Genomic DNA, 19689 nt, shown 5'->3' on the forward strand with positions numbered 1-19689 from the left:
CAGAAGGTATTGATTAAACCGCCTGCATCACATAGGTTCGGTCTGCGTTCAGCAACCATGGAGGGTGCATGTCCGGGAAACTCAGCGGCAAGGTCGCATTCATCACCGGCGCCGCGCGCGGCCAGGGTCGCGCGCATGCGATCGCGATGGCCAAAGAAGGCGCCGACATCATCGGGATCGACATCTGCCGCCAGATCGATTCCAACCCCTATCCCCTGGCCACACCCGATGACCTCGCCGAAACCGAAAGAGCGGTCAAAGAACTCGGCCGGCGCGTGGTGGCCCGCATCGCCGATGTCCGCGAGCGCCACGAGTTGCGCGACGCGGTCGAGGCAGGCATTGCCGATCTGGGCAAGATCGACATCGTCGTCGCCAATGCGGGCATCCTGCCGATGGCGATGGGCAAACCCGACCCGATGCAGTTCGTCGACGCCTCCGACGTCGACCTGCTGGGCGTGATGAACACCGTCGCGGTCACGATTCCGCACCTGCCCGACGGCTCGTCGATCATCGTCACCGGGTCGACCGCCGGAATGATCACCGGCACCACCGACAACCCGAACATGGGCCCCGGCGGCGCCGGCTACGGGTGGAGCAAACGCATCGTGATGGACTACGTCGAGCAGATGTGCCTGCACCTGGCGCCGCGGATGATCCGGATCAACGCGATCCATCCGACCAACTGCAACACCCACCTGCTGCAGAACGACGGCATGTATTCCATGTTCCGCCCCGATTTGACCAATGAGGGCAAAAAGGCCACCCGTGCCGACGCCGAGCCGTTGTTCACCATCTTCCAGGCGATGCCGATCCCGTATGTCGAGCCCGAAGACATGGCCAACCTCGGGGTCTTCCTGGCCAGCGACGACGCCCGCTACATCACCGGACAACAGATCCGCGTCGATGGGGGTTCACTGCTCAAGTGGCCCAACGGGCCCGGCAGGTAGCCTCAGATCGCGTTGCGGGGCAGCGTGATCGGCAGGTCAAGCGAGCTCAGTAGTCCCGGTGCCGCGTCCACCACGTAGGGCACCGCGTTGACGACGCGCATGGCGGTGGCGGCCATCGCGCCCCTGCCGGCGCCGTGGCCTTCGGCAGCTCCCAGCGTCATCGAGCAGTGGATGTCGGGCTCGCCGTCGATGTCGACACAGTAGGTGGCATCGCACTCCGAGGTCGCCCACTCAGGTGCCACGTCGCGAGCCATCCGGATGATGTGCTCGACCACGATGGCTTCCCGACCGTCGATGACGCCGGCCGCCCTGGTGCACACGGCACCGCACGTTCCAGCCGTGATCGTGCCGAAGGCAACCTCGATCTCGCGCGAGGTGACGCGGCGCTCCAGCGAGCCGCGAACCTCGGTTACCTCAACGCCCAGCCCCTGCGCGATGAGGTGAATCGGTGCACTCCAGGCCATTTCGATGAAGCCGGGAGTGCTCAGCATCGGTTCGAAGTCCAGTGGGCGCCCGAATCCCATCCCGTCCATCATGACGTCGGCGACCGGGTAGTGGTCGTTGAGCGCGATCTCCGTCACCGTCACAGTTCGGATCGTCTTTGATTGGGTGGCCAGCACCAGTGCCAGCTGATCCGAGCCGAATCCCGGGAAGACACCGGAGACGTAGAACGAGGCGCCACCGGCCAACGCCGCGGATTCGAGCTGTTCTCGCCAGGTGGGATGAAAATAGCTCGGCGGGTACACCAGGCTGGTCGACGTCGTCGAGACGACGTTGATTCCGGCCTCGAGCAGCCGCAGATAGTCGGGCACCGCGCCGGCGTCGCGGTCGGGCCCGTTTGCGGCGTAGACGACGCAGTCCGGCCGCAGCCCGATCAGCGCCTCGGCATCCTGGGTCGCCGCGACCCCGATCGCGGTGCCTCCGGCCAGCTCGCCGGCGTCGCGCCCGACCTTGTCCGCGGAATGTACCCAGACGCCAATGAGTTCCAGGTCCGGGCGACGCCGGACAGCGTCGATGGCGATGGAGCCGACGCCTCCGGTCGCCCACACGACCACTCGGGTCTTCGGATTCATGCGTGACCCCCAGCTCGAGCCACAGCCGACGCCGCACGTTCCAGATACGGCCAGGCCAATGCGGGTGGCAGACCGGCACACAGCGGCAGCAGCGGCAGGCTGCGGCCGGTGCGCAGATGCCCGACGGCTTCGTCCACGGTGAAAATCCGGTAGGGGCCCGGCGCGGCACGCAATTCGTCCACGCTGGCGGCCCGCGAGATGCTGGCAACCGTGTCGTCGCCGTGCCGGTACTGTGCGGCGGTCACCGCGTCGTGGAGCAGATACGGGCCGAGCTCGCACCAGGCGCGGTCCACGTCGTCGGCGACGAACACCGTGGTCGGCGCGTCGTCGTCGGGAAACCGCGCCGGCCCCGGCTCCCTGCCGTGGGCCCTGCACTGGTCCTCGTAAATTTGTTTGAGACCACCGGAATTCGTCTGGGCGATGAATCCCAGTCCGTGACGAGCCGCTCTCCTGGCCGCCGGCGCGCTGCCGCCGGCGATCATGATGGACGGACCGCCGGGCGTCACGCACGGCGGCGTCAGATGGATGCGGCGGCCATCGTGGTGCACCGGCTCACCGCGCAACAGGTGCAGCAGCAGGGTCAACTTGTCGTCAGCCAAGCGGCCTCGCCGGTGCATGTCGATGCCGAAGTGTGCGTACTCCTCGGCACGGTGACCCAGGCCGAAGGCGTAGGCCACGCGCCCCTTGCTGATGATGTCCAGGACGCTCATCTCTTCGGCCAGCCGGACCGGATCCCAGAATGGCAGCACCACGGCGGCGAGCATGATCGCCAGTGCGTTCGTGCGGGCGGCGATCGCCGCGGCCAGCACCAGCGGCGACGGCAGGTGACCGTCCTCGGTCCCGTGATGCTCGGAAAGCACCGCGGCGATCGCGCCGCGCGTCTCTGCCCAGCCACACATCTCAATCGCTGCGGCGTACAGCTCCGCGGTCGGCGCTCCCGCCGCGGGAGCGCGCATGTCGAAGCGCAGGGTCAACATCTCGCGGTGGCTCCTTTGCGGATCACGCCAGACTATAAACTAATATTTGTTCCCATCGGAAGGGTCCGGCCGATCGCGTGCCCACGTCGTGGCGGGTAGCGTCGGGTACATGGCACGCATTGTCGTTATCGGCGGTCACGGCAAGGTCGCCCTGCAGCTGACCCGCATCCTGAGCGACCGCGGAGACCAGGTCACCTCGGTCTTCCGCAACCCCGACCACGCCGAGGAGGTCGCGGCAACCGGCGCCACTCCCCTGGTAGCCGACATCGAGCAACTGGACACCGCCGCGCTGGCCGACCTGCTGGCCGGCCACGATGCCGTGGTGTTCAGCGCGGGTGCCGGCGGCGGTAACCCGGCCCGCACCTATGCGGTGGACCGGGACGCGGCGATCCGCGTCGTCGATGCCGCCGGGCAGGCCGGTGTGCGCCGGTTCGTGATGGTGTCCTATTTCGGCGCTGGGCCCGATCACGGTGTGCCCGAGGCTAACTCCTTCTTCCCGTACGCCGAGGCCAAGGCCGCCGCCGATGCTCATCTGCGGGCCAGCGATCTGGACTGGACGGTGCTCGGGCCCAGCCGGCTCACCCTGGAGCCGGCCACCGGCGGCATCGCGTTGGGTCCGGAGGCCGGGAAAGGTGAGGTGTCACGGGAGAACGTCGCACGGGTCGTCGCCGCCGCCCTGGCTGACGGCACGACGATCCGGCGCACAATCGAATTCAACGACGGTGACGTGCCCATCGCCGAGGCGCTGGCCAGCCGACGGGACCTTTGACTCGAGGCGCGTGCGAAGGCCTCGCCGGAAAATCGGAGGGGTGATCGCGGCAGTGCGTTCACGGGGTAATCTCCAAAGCGCAGCTGGTCTGCTGACGGCGCCTGTGCGGCGTCAGCATCGAGCGAGGCGTATGCGTCGCGAGAGGGAACCCGGTGAGAATCCGGGACTGTCCCGCAGCGGTAAGCAGGAACGACCGCCGTCAACGGCACTGGTCGAAGGACTGGGAAGCGACGGCTAGTAGGAGCACCCAGCGGTGCGTGCCTGTGAGTCCGAAGACCTGCCAGCTGTGCCGGGCGCGCCGCGTCCGGCGGCTTACCGCCTCGTGGAATGGGCGTCCGGCCGTCACGGTTGCACCTGCTATCCCGTCAGCATGGGCCGTGACCGGATCGGTTTGCGTCCGCCGGCGGTGACCACCCCCGCGAGTGAAGGACGAACTTGTGAGCGCTCAACCGTTTACCGCCACCATCATCGGCTCACCGCGCATCGGACCGCGGCGCGAGCTCAAACGTGCAACCGAGGGCTACTGGGCCGGTCGCACCAGCCGCGCCGACCTGGAATCGACCGCCGCCACCCTGCGCCGCGACACCTGGGCGGCGCTGGCGCAGGCGGGTCTGGATTCGGTGCCGGTGAACACCTTCTCCTACTACGACCAGATGCTCGACACCGCGGTCCTGTTGGGTGCGCTGCCCGCCCGGGTGGCCGGTGTCGCCGACGACCTCGACCGCTACTTCGCCGCGGCCCGGGGCACCGACGAGATCGCCCCGCTGGAGATGACCAAATGGTTCGACACCAACTACCACTACATCGTGCCCGAGATCGGGCCTGACACGAAGTTCGCGCTGAATCCGACCAAGGTGCTGACGGAGCTCAAAGAGGCTCAGGATCAAGGTATTCCGGCCCGCCCGGTGATCATCGGCCCGATCACCTTCCTGCTGTTGAGCAAGGCCGTCGACGATGCGCCGGCACCGATCTTCCGCCTCGACGAACTGACCGACATCTACGCCGAGCTGTTGGGCAAGCTGGCCGAGGCCGGTGCGGACTGGGTGCAGCTGGACGAGCCGGTGCTGGTCACCGACATCGCCGCGGAGGCGCCCGCCCTGGCCGAGCGGGTCTACACCGTGCTGGGTTCGGCGGCCAACCGGCCGGCGATCTTCGTCGCCACCTACTTCGGTGAGCCGGGCGCGGGGCTGGCGGCCCTGGCCCGCACCCCGGTGGAGGCGATCGGCGTCGACCTGGTCTACGGCTCTGGGGCCTCGGTTGCCACGGTGCCCGAATTGGCCGGCAAGACCCTGGTCGCCGGGGTGGTCGACGGACGCAACATCTGGCGCACCGACCTGGAAGCCGCGCTGGGCAAGCTGTCCACCCTCGGCAGCGCGGGCGCGGTGGCTGTGTCTACGTCGTGTTCCACGCTGCACGTGCCCTACACCCTGGACGCCGAAACCGGCCTGGACGACAACCTGCGCAGCTGGTTGGCGTTCGGCGCCGAGAAGGTCACCGAAGTGGTGACGTTGGCGCGCGCCCTGCGCGACGGGCGTGACGCGGTCGCCGACGAGTTCGCCGCCTCGGCGGCCGCTGTGGCGTCGCGCCGAACCGATCCACGCCTGCACAACGGACAGGTGCGGGCGCGCATCGAGACGATCACCGCCGCCGGCGCCCACCGTGGATCGGCGACGGCGCGCCGCGAGGCACAGGACGAGCGGCTGGACCTGCCGCCGCTGCCAACCACCACGATCGGGTCCTTCCCGCAGACCGTCGAGATCCGCAAGGCCCGCGCCGCGCTGGTCGCCGGGGAGATCGACGACGCGGAGTACACCCGCCGGATGCAGGCCGAGATCGCCGCCGTGATCGAGCTGCAGGAGCAGCTTGGCCTGGATGTGCTGGTACACGGCGAGCCGGAACGCAACGACATGGTGCAGTACTTCGCCGAGCAGCTGGACGGCTTCTTCGCCACCGCCAACGGCTGGGTGCAGTCCTACGGCAGCCGCTGCGTGCGTCCGCCGGTGCTCTACGGGGACGTCGCCCGCCCGCATCCGATGACGGTGCAGTGGGCCACCTACGCGCAGTCGCTGACCGACAAGCCGGTCAAGGGCATGTTGACCGGTCCGGTAACCATCCTGGCCTGGTCGTTCGTCCGCGACGACCAGCCGCTGGCCGACACCGCCAACCAGGTGGCGCTGGCCATCCGCGACGAGACGGTGGATCTGCAGGACGCCGGCATCGCGGTGATCCAGGTCGACGAGCCGGCGCTGCGCGAACTGTTGCCGCTGCGCGACGCGGACAAGGCCGCCTACCTGAACTGGGCGGTCGGTGCGTTCCGGTTGGCGACCTCCGGGGTCGCTGACTCCACACAGATCCACACCCACCTGTGCTACTCGGAGTTCGGCGAGGTCATCGGGGCGATCGCCGACCTGGACGCCGACGTCACCTCGATCGAGGCGGCCCGCTCGCATATGGAGGTGCTCGACGACCTCAACGCGATCGGGTTCTCCAACAGCGTCGGGCCCGGGGTCTACGACATCCACTCACCACGGGTGCCCAGCAGCGAGGAGATGGCGGCGTCGCTGCGCGCAGCGCTGAACGCGGTCCCCGCGCAACGGCTGTGGGTCAATCCCGACTGCGGGCTCAAGACCCGTAGGACCGACGAGGTGACCGATTCGCTGCGCAACATGGTCGCCGCGGCCAAGGAAGCCCGCACCGGCGTCTAGTTCTCCACCGCGCCGCCACTCCGCGCGAGCAGCTATCCAGGGGGCTTGGCCCCGTGGTGGAGTCTGAAAATTTGGTGCGGCGTTCGGCTTGGTGAAGTGGTTGCAGCGGGCGTCGGCCGGGTTGACGCTTGAGGGGTGTTTCGGTTGACCCCGTTGCGTCTGTGTTGCCGGTGAGCACGGCGAGCAGCTTGGTGGCTGGAGGGCGCCCCTGTGTTGTGCGGGGGTGGTGGATTGTTGCCTGCGAGCACGCGAGAGAGACTCCTGTTTCTGTTTCGCTCTCCCCGGAACACGCTGGATAACAACAGTTTTGTCGGGAAGGGGTGATCGGTCATGGAGGTGGTTCATCCGCGGTGTGCTGGTCTTGATGTTTCCAAGAAGGACGTCAAGGTGTGTGTGCGGGTTCAGGGCCGGGGTCGGCGCGCCACGACGACGTCGGTGAGCACGTGGGGGTCAACGACCGAGCAGATTCTGGCGTTGCGGGAGCATTTGATCGCTGAGCAGGTGAGCTGTGTGGTGATCGAGTCGACGTCGGATTATTGGAAGCCGTTTTACTATCTGCTCCACGACGCGCTGCCCGTGATGCTGGTCAACGCCCATGCGGTGCGCAACGTGCCCGGCCGTAAGACCGATGTCTCGGATGCGATGTGGCTGGCCGATCTGGGGGCGCACGGGCTGGTACGGGCGTCGTTTGTGCCGCCGGAACCGATTCGTGTGTTGCGGGATCTGACCCGGGTGCGCACGGTGATCACCCGTGAGCGCACCAAAGAGATCCAGCGGCTCGAGAAGCTGCTTGAAGATGCCGGGATCAAGCTCTCAGCGGTGGCCTCCAACATCGTGGGGGTTTCCGGGCGGGCGATGTTGGAGGCGCTGATCGCGGGACAGCGTGATCCGGCGGTGCTGGCTGATCTGGCCAAACAGCGGCTGCGGGAGAAAATCCCCGCGCTGACCGAGGCGCTGCGCGGACGGTTCAATGAGCATCACGCGTTCATGACGCGGCTGTATTTGGATCGCATCGACGCCCACAGCGCCGACATTGCCCGCCTCGACGAGCGCATCGAGGAGGCGATTGCGCCCTTTCGTGGCGTCCGGGAACTGCTGATGAGCATCCCGGGGTTTTCTTGCATCGTTGCCGATGTGTTCATCGCCGAAACCGGCGCTGACATGAGCGTGTTCCCTACCGCTGAGCGGTTGGCGTCGTGGGCCGGGGTAGCGCCAGGCTGCAACGAATCAGCGGGCCGCGTCAAATCCGCGGCCATTCGCCCCGGTAACCGTCACCTCAAGGCTGCCCTCGGCGTCGCGGCCCTCTCAGCGGCCCGCAGCAAGGACACCTACTACAGCGCCCGCTTCCGGCGCATCGCCGGCAACCGGCCCTTACAGACCCGGCGCACCACCCGCGGCCCGTCGGGGCGGGCCCAGATCGCGCTCGTCAGCCTCGAACACAAGATGCTCACCGACGCCTGGAACATGCTGGTAAACGGTGCTTTCTACCAAGACCCGGGCGCCGACTACTACACCCGCCACCAGCCCGGGCGAACCAAGACCAAAGCCATCAAGCAACTGGAGTCCTTGGGATACAAAGTCACTCTCGAACCACTCACCGACGCTGCCTAACACCCGGGGGCCACCGGGTCACCCGCTTGGGGTCACCTCTATTTTCGAGAGAGACGCAGAATCGCACACAAACAGCCGTCCCAGTGCGATTCTGCGTCTGCTCGCCGGGGGAAACCGACCAGCTACTAGCCTCAGGGCATGGACTTCACCACGATGCGGCATGAAATCGAGGACGGCATCCTCACCGTCGTTCTGGATCGCCCGGCCAACCTGAACGCCTTCACCGTCGAGATGGCTGCGGAGCTGCAGCACACCTTCACCGCCGTCAACGACGAGGACGCGGTGCGGGCGGTGATCGTCACCGGTGCGGGCCGCGCATTCTGCGCCGGCATGGACCTGTCCAGCGACGGCAACGTGTTCGGTCTCGACGGATCGAAAACCCCGTCGCTGGCCGACATGGCCAACCCCGACGATCCGGAGCTGCGCCGGGTACGCGACACCGGCGGCCAGGTGACGTTGGCGATCTACGCCTGCCGCAAACCGGTGATTGCGGCGATCAACGGGCCGGCGGTGGGCATCGGCGCCACGATGACGCTGGCGATGGATGCCCGCCTGATGTCGACCACCGCGCGCATCGGCCTGGTCTTCGGCAAGCTGGGCATCGTCCCGGAAGCGTGCTCGACGTGGTTCCTGCCCCGGATCGTCGGGATGCCAACGGCTTTGGATCTGGTGTACAGCGCCGACATTCTCGACGCCGCCACCGCGCACGACGTCGGGCTGGTTCGCGCGGTTCACGAACCGGAGGCGCTGCTCACCGAGGCCCGGGCGCTGGCCGACGCATGGACCAAGAATCGCTCGCCGGTGTCGGTGGCCTTCATGCGCCAGATGCTCTACCGCAATTCGGCCCAACCGCACCCCATCGAGGCGCACCGGATCGATTCGCTGGCGATGTTCTACACCAGCATCGGCGACGGCAACGACGGCGTCCGCGCGTTTCTGCAGAAGCGCGACCCGCAGTTCGGCGGGAAAGCATCCGAGATGCCCGCGTTCTACGACGAGTGGGTGCAGGGCAGCTAGCCGTCACACCCGGCGGGCCCGGTACTCCTGGTACAGCCGCCAGTTCCGCCCGTCGTTGCTGCGTTCGTCGCACCAGCGGAACGAATCCGGCCCGATGTCCCGGAAACTCCACCGGATCGCGGATCCGTCCGGCAGCATGCCGTCCTGCACGATGCCCTCCGAATCCGCTGTCCCCAGTTGGGTGAGCCGGATTCCCAACCGCGGCTCGATCCACAGGATGTGCCAGGCGCTTACCGCAGGGTCATAGATCCGCAGCGTGGTCCCGTGGAAGAAACCCTCCGCGTGCCACACGTCCTGGACCGCGCAGCCGTCGAGCACCCAGTCGGCGGCCATCCAGCCGGTGTAGTGCTGCGTACCGTCGTCCTCGTGCACCGTGACGTCCAGGTTCCAGCGGCCGACCAGCCAGCCGTAGAGACCCATGGCGTCGGCCCGGTCGTCGGCGGGTCCGGCTGCGATCAATGCCGGTGCCAGCGGTGACATTTCAGGCCGCCGCGATGTCGAACTCGTTGCCCTCGGGGTCCGCCAGCGTGCTCCACCGGTAGCCGTCGTCGGCACGGTCGGCCAGCCAGGTGGCGCCGAGTTCGACGGCCCGCTCCACCCCCGCGGCCAGGTCGTCGGTGACGAGATCGACGTGCACCCGGTTCTTCACCTGTTTGCCCTCCGGGACCTGGACGAACGCCAGGTGCGGGTGCGCCTCGGCGGACATGCCGATGGACGCGAATTCGGCGGTGGCGCCGTCGTCGACTGGGCGGCGCAGTAACTCCGACCAGAATCGCGCCAGCTTGTCCGCGTCGGCGCAGTCGAATGTGACGGTGTGCAGTGTGATGTTCATCAACGAACTCCTTTTGGGTGGTTAGGATTTGGTGCGGAAGATCGGCCAGCACACCTCGGTGCGGTGCGCCGCCTCGTCGTCGGTGTCGTAGCCGGACACCAGGTAGTGCTCGCGGATCGGCCCGTCGACACCGATTTCGCGTTCGGCGACGTGGGTGCCCAGCGCGGCGTAGGTGCGATCGAGCTCGCCGAACGATCCGCGGTGCAACGCCACCGCAAGTTCGGCGGCCGGAACGTGGAGTGACTTCACCCGCCCTCGGGCGGCACACGACGCGTCGATCGGCCGGAACGCCACCACCTCGCCGCGGCCGGCTTCGAAGAACTCCGCCGAGTACAGGGCGCCCCGGACTCCGGCGGGATTCCCGACGAGCGCGTCGAGTTCGGCAAATGCCTCCGACCACCAGTCCTCGATATCGGCCATGGCGACCTGCTCGACGATCGCCGCGGCGGGCGTCGCCGGCACGGACCGATAATCGACCTCACCTGTCCCGCTGGACTGTTCGAGGAGCGCCTGCAGTGATGCAACGCTGGCTTGGGTCTGCGCCAAACTGTCCTGGAGTCGCTGCAGATGCGCCAGGATCGCGCGGTTGCGGTCTGTGACCCGTTCGGCCTGCACCACCTCGGTCAGCTCATCCAACGGCATCCCCAGGTCCCGCAGCCTACGGATAACCTGGGCGATCGGCACCTGCTCCGGACTGTAGTAGCGGTAGCCGGAGGACGGATCGACCTGGACCGGCGCCAGCAGGCCGCGCTCGTGGTAGAGCCGCAACGCCTTGACGGTGAGGTAAGTCATTCGGGAGAAGTCCCCGATGGGCAACAATGTCGGCACGCGTTCGAGTCTGGCGTCTCCCCCTGGGGCAGAGTCAACCCCGCAACGCGCGGGTTCTAGGAGGCGGGCTGCCAGCCCGGTCCGCGGAACAGGTGCCCGAGAACGGCGCGCCAGTTGCCTGCCGCGGTGATGTCTCGCCAGATGGCCACGTACTCGTGGGTGGCGACCCGCACGGGATTGAAGGTGTCGATGTTCTTGGTCAGCCCGAAGACCACGCGCTCGCCCTCGGGTTCGAAGGTGCCGAACAGCCGGTCCCACACGATGAGGATGCCGCCGTAATTCTTGTCGAGGTACTCCGCGTTCGATCCGTGGTGCACACGGTGGTGCGACGGCGTGTTGAAGACGAATTCGAGGGGACGCCAGAGCTTTCCGATGCGTTCGGTGTGGATGAAGAACTGGTAGAGCAGGTTGATGGACTGTTGCAGCAGGATCATCCACGGGGCGAACCCGACAAACGCCAGCAGCAGCCAGAACGGAACCGAGGTGAACGGTGTCCAGGTCTGGCGCAGGGCGGTGGACAGGTTGTAATGCCGGCTGGAGTGGTGCACGACATGGCTGGCCCAGAACACCCGGATGGTGTGGTGGGTGCGGTGATACCAGTAGTAGGCGAAGTCGTCGGCGACGAACAACGCGATCCAGGTCAGCGGATGGTCGGCGGGTAGGTGAATCGGCGCCAGCAGGTACACCCCGCTATAGGCCGCCAGGACCGCGAGCTTCCAGCCGATGTTGATGATCACGTTGCCGATACCCATCGCGAGGCTGGTTCGGGTATCCCGCAATTCGTACCCGCGCTCGTCGTCGTCGGGCAGCACGCGCAACGACACCATTTCCAGGATCAAGAAGATCACGAAGACGGGAATCGCGTGCTGGATGACGTCGAACACGGTGACTACTCCTGGCTTTCGGCTGCGCTCTGGCAGGCGGAGACGAATCGGGTCAGCAGCTCTTCGGCGAGCCGGTGGGCGGTGCCGGCGTCGCGGGCGGCAATCGCGGCGGCGAGGTCGACGTGGGCGGCGCGGTCGGTGAATTCCGCGGCCCCGAGGGCGTGGATGATGTCGTAGCCGATGTCGTCGAATGCGGCCACCAAGGTATTCAGGGCCAGCCGGTAGGCGATGTTGCCCGACCCGTCGACGACCACGCTCCAGAACGTCAGATCGACGTCCCCGATCTGATCCAGCGCGCCTGTCTCGGGGTAGGCATCGGCCGCGGCGGAAATCGCGGCACGCTGGTCCCCGGAGGCGTGTATCGCGCACAACCGGGCGGCGTCGGCGCCGATGGAGCGGCGCATCACCGCGACATCACCGACGATCTGCCCGGCCGGTATCACCCCGGCGAAGGCCAACCCGGTCAGCGCGTCCAGCCCCGCGCTGGTCCGCCAATCCAGCACCCGGGTTTTCCCGCCGTGGCTGATCCGGACCAGACCGGCCTGCTGCAGCCGCTTGAGCGCTTCGCGCACCGCGTGCCGGTTGACGTGCAACGCCAGCGACAGTTCGCGTTCGGAGGGAATCGGTTCGTCGGCCGCCAGCCGCCCCGTCAGGATTTCCTCGACCAGGCGGGCGAAGACGGTGTCGGAGACCGCCGTGCGGGGAATCGGGGCGAAGTCCATGCGGTTCATCGTCGCGGCCCGACCCACAACTGGTCAACTGGTTGGACCAGTTATCTGCGTCACACTGCCCGTGTCCCGGCCGAGCGTGAAGCCAGGTTCACGGTCGGCGTCGAGAGTGAGGCTGGCGTCACGCTCGGCGGGGAGGGGCCTCCACATGCACCGGCACGGTGTCGTCCCAGGGCTGGCGGGTCACCATGTCGGCCACCTGCACGTAACCCCGCTCGAACTCGCCGGTGGCGGCATCGACCAGCCGGTACTGCTGGGTTTGGCGATGGATGGGCTGGGCGTCGAGGATCACCACCCGCACCTCCCCCGGCTCGAAGCCGCAGCGCTGCTGCAGCGCAGCGATCAACTGTTCGTTGCTGAAGTGCCCGTCGCCGAAATTCCAGCCGATCGCGGTGCTGGTGATCCGCTCCCCGTCGGTCAACACGTAGTCATCCTCGTTCTGGCCTGCCATCGCGCGGTGCGCCAGGGTGAACAGCGCCCGACCGTGAGTGTTGAAGGCGCGGAACGCATACCCCATGTACATGGGGATCTGCGCGGCTTCCTTGCTGCCGTAGAACTTCTCCAATTGGGCGGCGGGCATGCTGGCGATCGCGATGACGCCGTCGGCGATCTTGGCGTCAGCGGACGGCTTGATGCACCACAGCGTGGTGTCCCAGTTACCGGCGTAGTAGCGCATGCCGGGCAGAAACGACACCTTGCGCGGGAACAGGTTTCCGAGCACCACCGTCCCGGCGACGACGGCGAACAACACGATCGGCAGCGGGGTCGTCAGGTCACCCAACCCGACCCCGGCGTGCCCGACGAACAGCGCCACCACGGAAAACATCATGAAGACGTTCCACTCCAGCGGCACCCCCATCGGAATCGCCGACAGGATGCCGAAGTGGAAGCACAGCATGACGAACGCGGCGACCGCGGTGGGCCACCCGCCGTGGCTGAAGAACAACACCAGCGGGACCAGGCCTTCGATCATGGTGGAAAAATGCGCGAGCCAGCGCGAGGCGCGGCCGGGGCGCAGGTCGTCCGGGAAGTGTTCGAAGAACCGGCGTTTGATGAACCGCGGCCGAAACACCGGGTTGTTGCTCATCATCGTCGAGATGACGAACGGGAAGTGCTTGTTGAGCTTGGAGGTCGCCGCACCCAGCCAGATGACCAGGCACACCAGTTTGGCGCCCAGGATCAGGTCCACGCCGTAGCCGGCGAACAGGAAGGCGACGGTGAACGACGCATACACCTCGCCGCGGGCGGCCAGGAAGATGACCTTGTCGCGCAGGCCCAGCACCGCCAGCACTCCCAGCACCGCCCAGATCTGCCAGGCCGGCAGCGCCCCGACAGTGGTGCCGAGCGCCGCCACCGGTCCGGTGCCGTCGGAGAAGAGCGCGACGACGAGCAGCACCAGCAGCGCGCCGTACAGCAAGGCGTCGATCGGGGTGCGCCGATCACCGGCGGTCAGCGGGATCCGCGCCGGCCAGGGTGGCAGCCGGATGGTGCCGGGCCGCAGCCAGTACAGGATCGACCCCAGCGGCGGGAAGAACCGGTTATTCAGCGGACCGAAACCGCAACCGAGGCCGATGACCTCGAACAACATCGTGTACAGCACGACCTTCTCGAACACGATGGGCTCGGCGTACCAGTGCGCGACATTGGTGAAGCCCTCGATTCCGTGGGTGCTCAGCGCGATCAGCCACGCACCCAGGATGTAGAGCCCGATCTTGACGACGTAGAACAGGTGCAGCAGCACCGGGGTGCCGAAGCCGACTTCGGCCCAATGCCGGGCCATCGGGATGATCTTCTCCGCACGGGTGCCCTTGCTCCACTCCTCGAAGTTGATCTCGGGGGTGTCCTGTTTGAGAAATCCCATGATCGACAGATTAGAACGTGTTCTAGATGTCCGCGCAGAAACCGGCCCGGTCCCGGCAAAATGCCCGGTCTCGATCAACTTCGGGAGTCGAATGCGGGTGCGACGAAGCGTTCCAACAGCTGCTGCTCGGTCGCATCGTCGTCGACCGGCCAGCACAGCAGCGACAGCACCAGCCGAACGATCCACTCGGCGGCCAGCCGGTCGTCCTCGGTCAGCCCGCTGAGGTCACCGGCGAATCCGGCCAGCATCGGGGAGCCCGCCAGCCAGCTCATCTCCCGGGAACCGCGCAGCGAGCCGACGATCAGCTTGCCCAGCGGGTCCGACCGGATCCGCTGCAGGGCGGTCGAGATCGCGGTGATTACCCGCTCGGCTCCGCTTTGGCCGGCGACGGTGTGCCGCACGGTCTCGATGATGTGCTGCGCGGCGCGGGCCAGCACGGCGTCGCGGATCTCGGACTTGCCGCCGGCATGGCGGTAGATGGTGGCGCGCGAGCAGTGCACGCGGGCGGCCAGCACATCGATGTCGAGGGCGTCGAGACCGTCGCGCGCGATCAGTTCGGTGGCGGCGTCGTAGATGCGTTCCGCGGCCACGGCGCGCCGCTCGGCGCCCACCAGCCAATCGTGTCCTGCCACCTGCCGGCCTCCTACCTCGTTGGGACCAGCATCTCATCCTGAGATAGATATCGTCTAAATTCTCATCAACGTGCCAGGTCCGTCGCCTGCGCTGAGACAGGCGGCCGCGAGCGTCCCGGCCGGCCGTTTTCAACCTTCCGATCACCGTTGACGTCGGGTGAAACCACCGATCAACCTGGAGCAATGACAACCGTCACCGGCGCGATCGGCCTCGAGTTGTTTCGCGACACCGGAATCCAGGATCCGTACCCGCTCTATGAACGGATGCTGGCCGGTGGACCGGTGCATGCGGTCGGTGAGTCCGGGTTCTACGCGGTGTGCAGCTGGGACGCGATCGTCGAGGTGCTCGCTCGGCCGCAAGACTTTTCCTCGAACCTGACCGGAACGATGCTGTACCAACCCGACGGCACGGTGAGCACGTTCGAGATGGACGGACTCGACGGGCCCACCCAGGTGCTGGCCACCGCCGATGATCCGGCCCATGCGGCACACCGCAAGATGCTGGTACCACAGCTGGCCGCCAAGCGCATTCACGCAATGGAGCCGTTCATCACCGAAACGATGGATCGGCTGTGGCAGCACGGTGTTCGGGACGGGAGGATCGAGTGGATGGTGGCGGTCGCCAATCGGCTGCCGATGACGATTGTCGGGAGGCTGATCGGCGTCCCGGACGAGGACATCGATCAGCTGGTGCAGTGGGGTTATGCGGGCACCCAGCTGTTGGAGGGGCTGGTCAGTGCCGATCAGCTGGCCGCCGCGGGTGTCGCCGTGATGGAGCTCGGCGGCTACATCACCGACCACTTCCAGCGTGCGGCCGCAGATCCGCAGGACAACCTGCTCGGCGATCTGGCCGCCGCGTGCGCCGGCGGCGAGTTGGACACCGTCACCGCCCAGGTCATGATGATCACGCTGTTCGCGGCCGGCGGCGAATCGACGGCATCGCTGATCGGTTCGGCGGCATGGACTTTGGCGACCCGCCCGGATGTACAGCGCCGGGTCCGCGAGGCACCGGAACTCCTCGGGCCCTTCCTGGAAGAGGTGCTGCGGACCGAATCACCGTTCCGGGGCCACTATCGCCACGTCCGCCGCGACAGCACGCTGGGTGGGGTGGACCTGCCGGCCGGGACGCGTCTGCTGCTGCTGTGGGGAGCAGCCAACCGGGACCCGTCACGATTCGATGCGCCCAATGAATTCCGGCTGGACCGTGATCGGCAGGGCCATCTCGCTTTCGGCAAGGGTGCCCACTTTTGCGTCGGTGCCGCACTGGCGCGGCTGGAAGCCCGCATTGTCATCGGTCAACTCCTACAGCGCACTTCGCAGATCGGAGTCGCGGACGCGGGACGGTGGCTGCCCAGCCTCTTGGTGCGGCGGCTGGACCGCTTGGAACTCTGCGTCTAGCCACCCTTGACTACTACCAGCCGTAGTAGTAAGAAGGGTTGCGGGGCCCCGCCACCATCCGCACCTACCCGCAGGACGGTGATCGTGATGCGCGATCAGGACACTTCGGATCGGTTTTTGCGCTGGGCTGCAATCGCTTTCGCGACCGGCTTCGCCAGCCACGGCCTCGACCATCTGCGCCGTGGCATGTCGGCATCTCCCCCGGCGATCATGGTCGGCGGCATGGTGCAGGGCGTCTTCGTGGTGGCCGCGGTGACCATGGTGCTACGGGAGCGCCCGCGCGCACCGCGGGTCGCGTCCGTCGTCGGGTTCGGCAGCGCATTGCTGTTCACCTATGCGCATCTGTTGCCGACGTTTTGGCCGGCCCTTCAGGACAGCTTCATCTCGGCACCGCACATCAACGTGACGTGGTTCTCCTGGGTCAGCGCTGTCGCCGAGATCGGCACCGGCATCGTCGTCGGGGCCGCCGGCATCCGGGCCGCACACCACGACCGGGCGGGCCGACTGCCGGCCTACTGCGAGTCGCTCACAGTGAGCGACTGATTATTTCCTTCATGATTTCGCTGGTGCCACCGTAGATTCGGTTCACCCGCGAGCCGGTGTACATGTTGGCGATCGGGTACTCGGCCATGTAGCCGTAGCCGCCGAAGATCTGCAGACACTTGTCCACCACCTGGTCGCATTTCTCGGCGGCGAACAGTTTGGCCATCGACGCCGTCATCGGGTCGTTCTTGCCGTCCACGTACTGCTGGATGGCGTAGTCGACCAGGGTCTTGATGGCCAACGTCTCGGTCTTGCATTCGGCCAGCACGAATTTCGTGTTCTGGAAGTTGCCGATCGGGCGCCCGAACGCTTCGCGGTCCTTGGAGTACTTGATCGCCTCCAGCACCGCGGCCTCGGCCAGCGCCGAGCACAGCGCACCGATGATCAGCCGCTCGCGGGCCAACTGTTCCATCAGCTGGTAGAAGCCCAGCCCCTCCTGCTCACCGAGCAGGTTGGCGACCGGAACCCGCATGTCGGAGAAGAACAGCTCGCGGGTGTCCTGCCCGTGCTGGCCGATCTTCTGCAACACCCGGCCGCGTTCGAATCCGGGCAGCTCGGCGGTCTCGGCAACGATCAGCGACACCCCGGCTGCTCCCTTGGCCGGATCGGTCTTGGCGACGATCACCAGCAGGTCGCAGTGGGTTCCGTTGGAGATGAACGTCTTCGAGCCGTTGATGACGTAGTGGTCGCCTTCGCGCACCGCGGTGGTGCGCACCGACTGCAGGTCCGATCCGGTGCCCGGTTCGGTCATGGCGACGGCCAGCACCGCTTCGCCGCTGATGACCTTGGGCAGCCACCGTTTGCGCTGCTCCTCGTTGCCGTAGCTGTAGAGGTAGTGCGCGACGATCGGCGAGTGCACCGAGAACCCGAAGCACTGGTCGTGGGCGTAGACCAGTTCCTCCTGCACGACGACGTGCATCGCATAGTCCCCGCCCGTCCCACCGAACTCCTCGGGTAGATCCAGACCCAGCAGACCGGCGTCGCCCGCCTTGGTCCAGAAGTCACGGTCGACGGCGTGCTGAGCGATCCAGCGTTCCTGGTTCGGGGTGGCTTCCTTGCGCAGAAACTGCGCGGCGTGGGTGCGCAGATCGCGATGCTGGTCGGTCTCCCAGCTCGGACGGTAATCAGGGAACAACTGCGACATAGCCGCACTATACGCAGCCGCCGGACTGCTACGTTTCTCCGATGCGCGCACTCGCGGCGGTCTCCACCGGCCCGGACACCCCGTTCGACATCCGCAGCGTCGAGGTCGACGAACCGCGCGATGACGAAATCCTGGTGAAGCTGGCCGCGACCGGCATCTGCCACACCGACCTGTTCTTCAAGTCACGGGTGCCCGCGGCGCTGGGACCGTGCCTGTTCGGGCATGAGGGCGCCGGGGTGGTGGTTGCCGTCGGTGGCGACGTGACCGGCGTCGTCCCGGGTGACCAGGTCGTGCTGAGCTACCGCAGTTGCGGCGACTGCGGGTACTGCCAGCAGCAGCAACCCGCCTATTGCGACCGCGGTACCGAGCTGAATGCGCTCGGGCATCGCGCCGACGGCTCGGCCCGGATCAGCTGCGACGGTGCGCCGGTGCGCGGCGACTTTTTCGGCCAATCCAGCTTCGCCGAATACGCCCTCGCCCATCCCGACAACGTGGTGGTGGTGGATGGCTCGGCGGACCGGGCGGTGATCGCCGCGCTCGGGTGCGGATTCCAGACCGGGGCCGGCGCGGTCCTCAACGTGCTGCGGCCCGACCCGTCGTCTCGCCTGGTCATCTACGGAACGGGCAGCGTCGGGTTCGCCGCGCTGCTGGCCGCACGCGCCGTGGGCGTCGAACGGATCGTCGCGGTCGATTTATCCGAGCAGCGACGTGCCCTGGCAGCCGAATTCGGTGCTGTCGCAGTCGATCCCACCGATCCCGACGCCGAACGGGTGCTCGGCGGTGCCACGCACGCCCTCGACACCACCGGGCTGCCGGCTGTCATCAGCCAGGCCGTCGCATCGCTGGCCGCGACCGGGATGCTGACGGTGGTCGGCCTGGGTGCCGCGCAGGTCACCGTCGACGTCCAGGATCTGTTGTTCAACGGCAAGACCATTCGCGGGTGTATCGAGGGTGACTCCCGGATTCAGGAATTCATCCCGCGGTTGATCGAGCTCTATCAGGACGGGTCGTTCCCCATCGACAAGCTCGTGACCCGCTACGCCCCCGGCGATTTCAACATCGCGATCGCCGATCAGGCGGCCGGGCGGGTGATCAAACCGGTCATCGTCTGGGAGCACTGAGCCAACTACGCGTGAGCAGACGCAAAAGTGCCCAATTTCGGCTCGAAATGGGCACTTTTGCGTCTGCTCGGCCAGAGATTTACCCGGCCTGCTTGGCCGGCGGGCGATAGAAGATCACCAGCTGTCCGATCGCCCCGGCCAGGCCCAACCCCAGCGACAACCACAACCCGGTCCAGCCGTTCAACCAATTGTGCCCGAAGATCACCTGATCCAGGCTGTAGCGTCCGGCGCCCCACGTGGCGATGACCACCGCGGTCACGGCCAGCACCAGGTTGTACTCCCAACCCTCTTTGACGATGAAGAAGCCGTTGTGGCGGTGCACCGTCCAGGCGGCGGTGAACATCAGCGCCACGAAGCCCGCCGCCGGGATCGGCGTGAGCAACCCGGCGGCCAGCCCCAGCCCGGCCGCCGTCTCGGTGCTCGCCGCGACCACCGCGTGGAAAGTGCCGGGCTTCATGCCGATGCTCTCGAACCAGCGGGCGGTCCCGGGGATGCGCCCGCCGCCGAAGAACTTGTTCAACCCGTGCGCGGCCAACGTCAGCCCGAGCACCACCCGAAGAATCAGCACCGCAACATCAGCAGACATATGTGTAAACCTAGAGCATCGCCCAAACGGCGA

19 protein-coding genes and 1 riboswitch are annotated in these 19689 nt (G+C 66.9%); of the genes, 8 read left to right on the forward strand and 11 right to left on the reverse strand.

Features of this window, described 5'->3' with window-relative positions:
- Window positions 1-68: 68 nt before the first annotated feature.
- Complete coding sequence (locus tag AC5Y36_RS11125; protein WP_500040941.1) at window positions 69-947, forward strand: mycofactocin-coupled SDR family oxidoreductase; 879 nt, start codon at window positions 69-71, stop codon at window positions 945-947.
- 2 nt (window positions 948-949) lie between these two features.
- Here the strand turns inward: AC5Y36_RS11125 and AC5Y36_RS11130 are convergent, their stop codons facing one another.
- Together AC5Y36_RS11130 and AC5Y36_RS11135 are read right to left on the reverse strand one after the other, a co-directional pair.
- On the reverse strand, window positions 950-2020 hold the full coding sequence (locus AC5Y36_RS11130; protein WP_500040942.1) for an NAD(P)H-dependent amine dehydrogenase family protein: 1071 nt from the start codon (window positions 2018-2020) through the stop codon (window positions 950-952).
- Entirely contained in the window at window positions 2017-2997 is a 981-nt protein-coding gene (locus tag AC5Y36_RS11135; protein ID WP_500040943.1) for an LLM class flavin-dependent oxidoreductase, read from the reverse strand. Before AC5Y36_RS11135 ends, AC5Y36_RS11130 begins: the two co-directional genes overlap by 4 nt.
- A 109-nt stretch (window positions 2998-3106) precedes the next feature.
- Between AC5Y36_RS11135 and AC5Y36_RS11140 the strand changes: the two genes are divergently transcribed.
- The 4 genes from AC5Y36_RS11140 to AC5Y36_RS11155 all read left to right on the forward strand — a co-directional run bounded on the left by AC5Y36_RS11140 (window position 3107) and on the right by AC5Y36_RS11155 (window position 9099).
- Entirely contained in the window at window positions 3107-3766 is a 660-nt protein-coding gene (locus AC5Y36_RS11140) for an SDR family oxidoreductase (protein ID WP_500040944.1), read from the forward strand.
- A gap of 69 nt (window positions 3767-3835) precedes the next feature.
- Window positions 3836-4065, forward strand: a riboswitch (cobalamin riboswitch).
- A gap of 138 nt (window positions 4066-4203) precedes the next feature.
- Window positions 4204-6471: a 5-methyltetrahydropteroyltriglutamate--homocysteine S-methyltransferase gene (metE, locus tag AC5Y36_RS11145; protein WP_500040945.1), complete on the forward strand. Its 2268-nt coding sequence runs from the start codon at window positions 4204-4206 to the stop codon at window positions 6469-6471.
- A 330-nt stretch (window positions 6472-6801) separates the two neighbouring features.
- The gene (locus tag AC5Y36_RS11150; protein WP_500040946.1) at window positions 6802-8082 is read left to right on the forward strand and encodes an IS110 family RNA-guided transposase; all 1281 of its coding nucleotides are present in this window, start codon (window positions 6802-6804) and stop codon (window positions 8080-8082) included.
- A 138-nt stretch (window positions 8083-8220) separates the two neighbouring features.
- Entirely contained in the window at window positions 8221-9099 is an 879-nt protein-coding gene (locus tag AC5Y36_RS11155; RefSeq protein WP_500040947.1) for a crotonase/enoyl-CoA hydratase family protein, read from the forward strand.
- Window positions 9100-9102: 3 nt separating this feature from the next.
- On the opposite strand, the gene AC5Y36_RS11160 is transcribed toward AC5Y36_RS11155, so the two are convergent.
- From AC5Y36_RS11160 to AC5Y36_RS11190, 7 genes are all read right to left on the reverse strand, one after another.
- Window positions 9103-9579, reverse strand: coding sequence for a hypothetical protein (locus AC5Y36_RS11160; RefSeq protein ID WP_500040948.1), 477 nt, complete (start codon window positions 9577-9579; stop codon window positions 9103-9105).
- Window position 9580: 1 nt separating this feature from the next.
- Window positions 9581-9931, reverse strand: a complete 351-nt coding sequence (locus AC5Y36_RS11165) for a VOC family protein (RefSeq protein ID WP_500040949.1) — start codon at window positions 9929-9931, stop codon at window positions 9581-9583.
- A gap of 21 nt (window positions 9932-9952) precedes the next feature.
- Complete coding sequence (locus AC5Y36_RS11170) at window positions 9953-10759, reverse strand: MerR family transcriptional regulator (protein ID WP_500040950.1); 807 nt, start codon at window positions 10757-10759, stop codon at window positions 9953-9955.
- 56 nt (window positions 10760-10815) lie between these two features.
- The gene (locus tag AC5Y36_RS11175) at window positions 10816-11643 is read right to left on the reverse strand and encodes a sterol desaturase family protein (protein ID WP_500040951.1); all 828 of its coding nucleotides are present in this window, start codon (window positions 11641-11643) and stop codon (window positions 10816-10818) included.
- Window positions 11644-11648: 5 nt separating this feature from the next.
- Complete coding sequence (locus AC5Y36_RS11180) at window positions 11649-12365, reverse strand: FadR/GntR family transcriptional regulator (RefSeq protein ID WP_500040952.1); 717 nt, start codon at window positions 12363-12365, stop codon at window positions 11649-11651.
- A gap of 127 nt (window positions 12366-12492) precedes the next feature.
- Window positions 12493-14232: a DUF3556 domain-containing protein gene (locus AC5Y36_RS11185; RefSeq protein ID WP_500040953.1), complete on the reverse strand. Its 1740-nt coding sequence runs from the start codon at window positions 14230-14232 to the stop codon at window positions 12493-12495.
- 74 nt (window positions 14233-14306) lie between these two features.
- Window positions 14307-14864, reverse strand: coding sequence for a TetR/AcrR family transcriptional regulator (locus tag AC5Y36_RS11190; RefSeq protein WP_500040954.1), 558 nt, complete (start codon window positions 14862-14864; stop codon window positions 14307-14309).
- 183 nt (window positions 14865-15047) lie between these two features.
- Here AC5Y36_RS11190 and AC5Y36_RS11195 point away from each other — a divergent pair, with 183 nt between their 5' ends.
- Window positions 15048-16262: a cytochrome P450 gene (locus AC5Y36_RS11195; protein ID WP_500040955.1), complete on the forward strand. Its 1215-nt coding sequence runs from the start codon at window positions 15048-15050 to the stop codon at window positions 16260-16262.
- 87 nt (window positions 16263-16349) lie between these two features.
- Window positions 16350-16805, forward strand: coding sequence for a hypothetical protein (locus tag AC5Y36_RS11200; RefSeq protein WP_500040956.1), 456 nt, complete (start codon window positions 16350-16352; stop codon window positions 16803-16805).
- On the opposite strand, the gene AC5Y36_RS11205 is transcribed toward AC5Y36_RS11200, so the two are convergent.
- A complete protein-coding gene (locus AC5Y36_RS11205) occupies window positions 16789-17949 on the reverse strand; it encodes an acyl-CoA dehydrogenase family protein (protein ID WP_500040957.1) in 1161 nt (386 codons plus the stop codon). The two genes, AC5Y36_RS11200 and AC5Y36_RS11205, sit on opposite strands and share 17 nt — an antisense overlap.
- 41 nt (window positions 17950-17990) lie before the next feature.
- On the opposite strand from AC5Y36_RS11205, the gene AC5Y36_RS11210 reads away from it, so the two are divergent.
- Window positions 17991-19070, forward strand: a complete 1080-nt coding sequence (locus tag AC5Y36_RS11210) for an NAD(P)-dependent alcohol dehydrogenase (protein WP_500040958.1) — start codon at window positions 17991-17993, stop codon at window positions 19068-19070.
- Between the two features lie 79 nt (window positions 19071-19149).
- Here the strand turns inward: AC5Y36_RS11210 and AC5Y36_RS11215 are convergent, their stop codons facing one another.
- Window positions 19150-19656 carry a DoxX family protein gene (locus AC5Y36_RS11215; protein ID WP_500040959.1) on the reverse strand — a complete coding sequence of 169 codons (507 nt, stop codon included), beginning with the start codon at window positions 19654-19656 and terminating at the stop codon, window positions 19150-19152.
- Window positions 19657-19689: the final 33 nt, after the last annotated feature.

This window comes from Mycobacterium sp. NGS50, assembly GCF_059812545.1.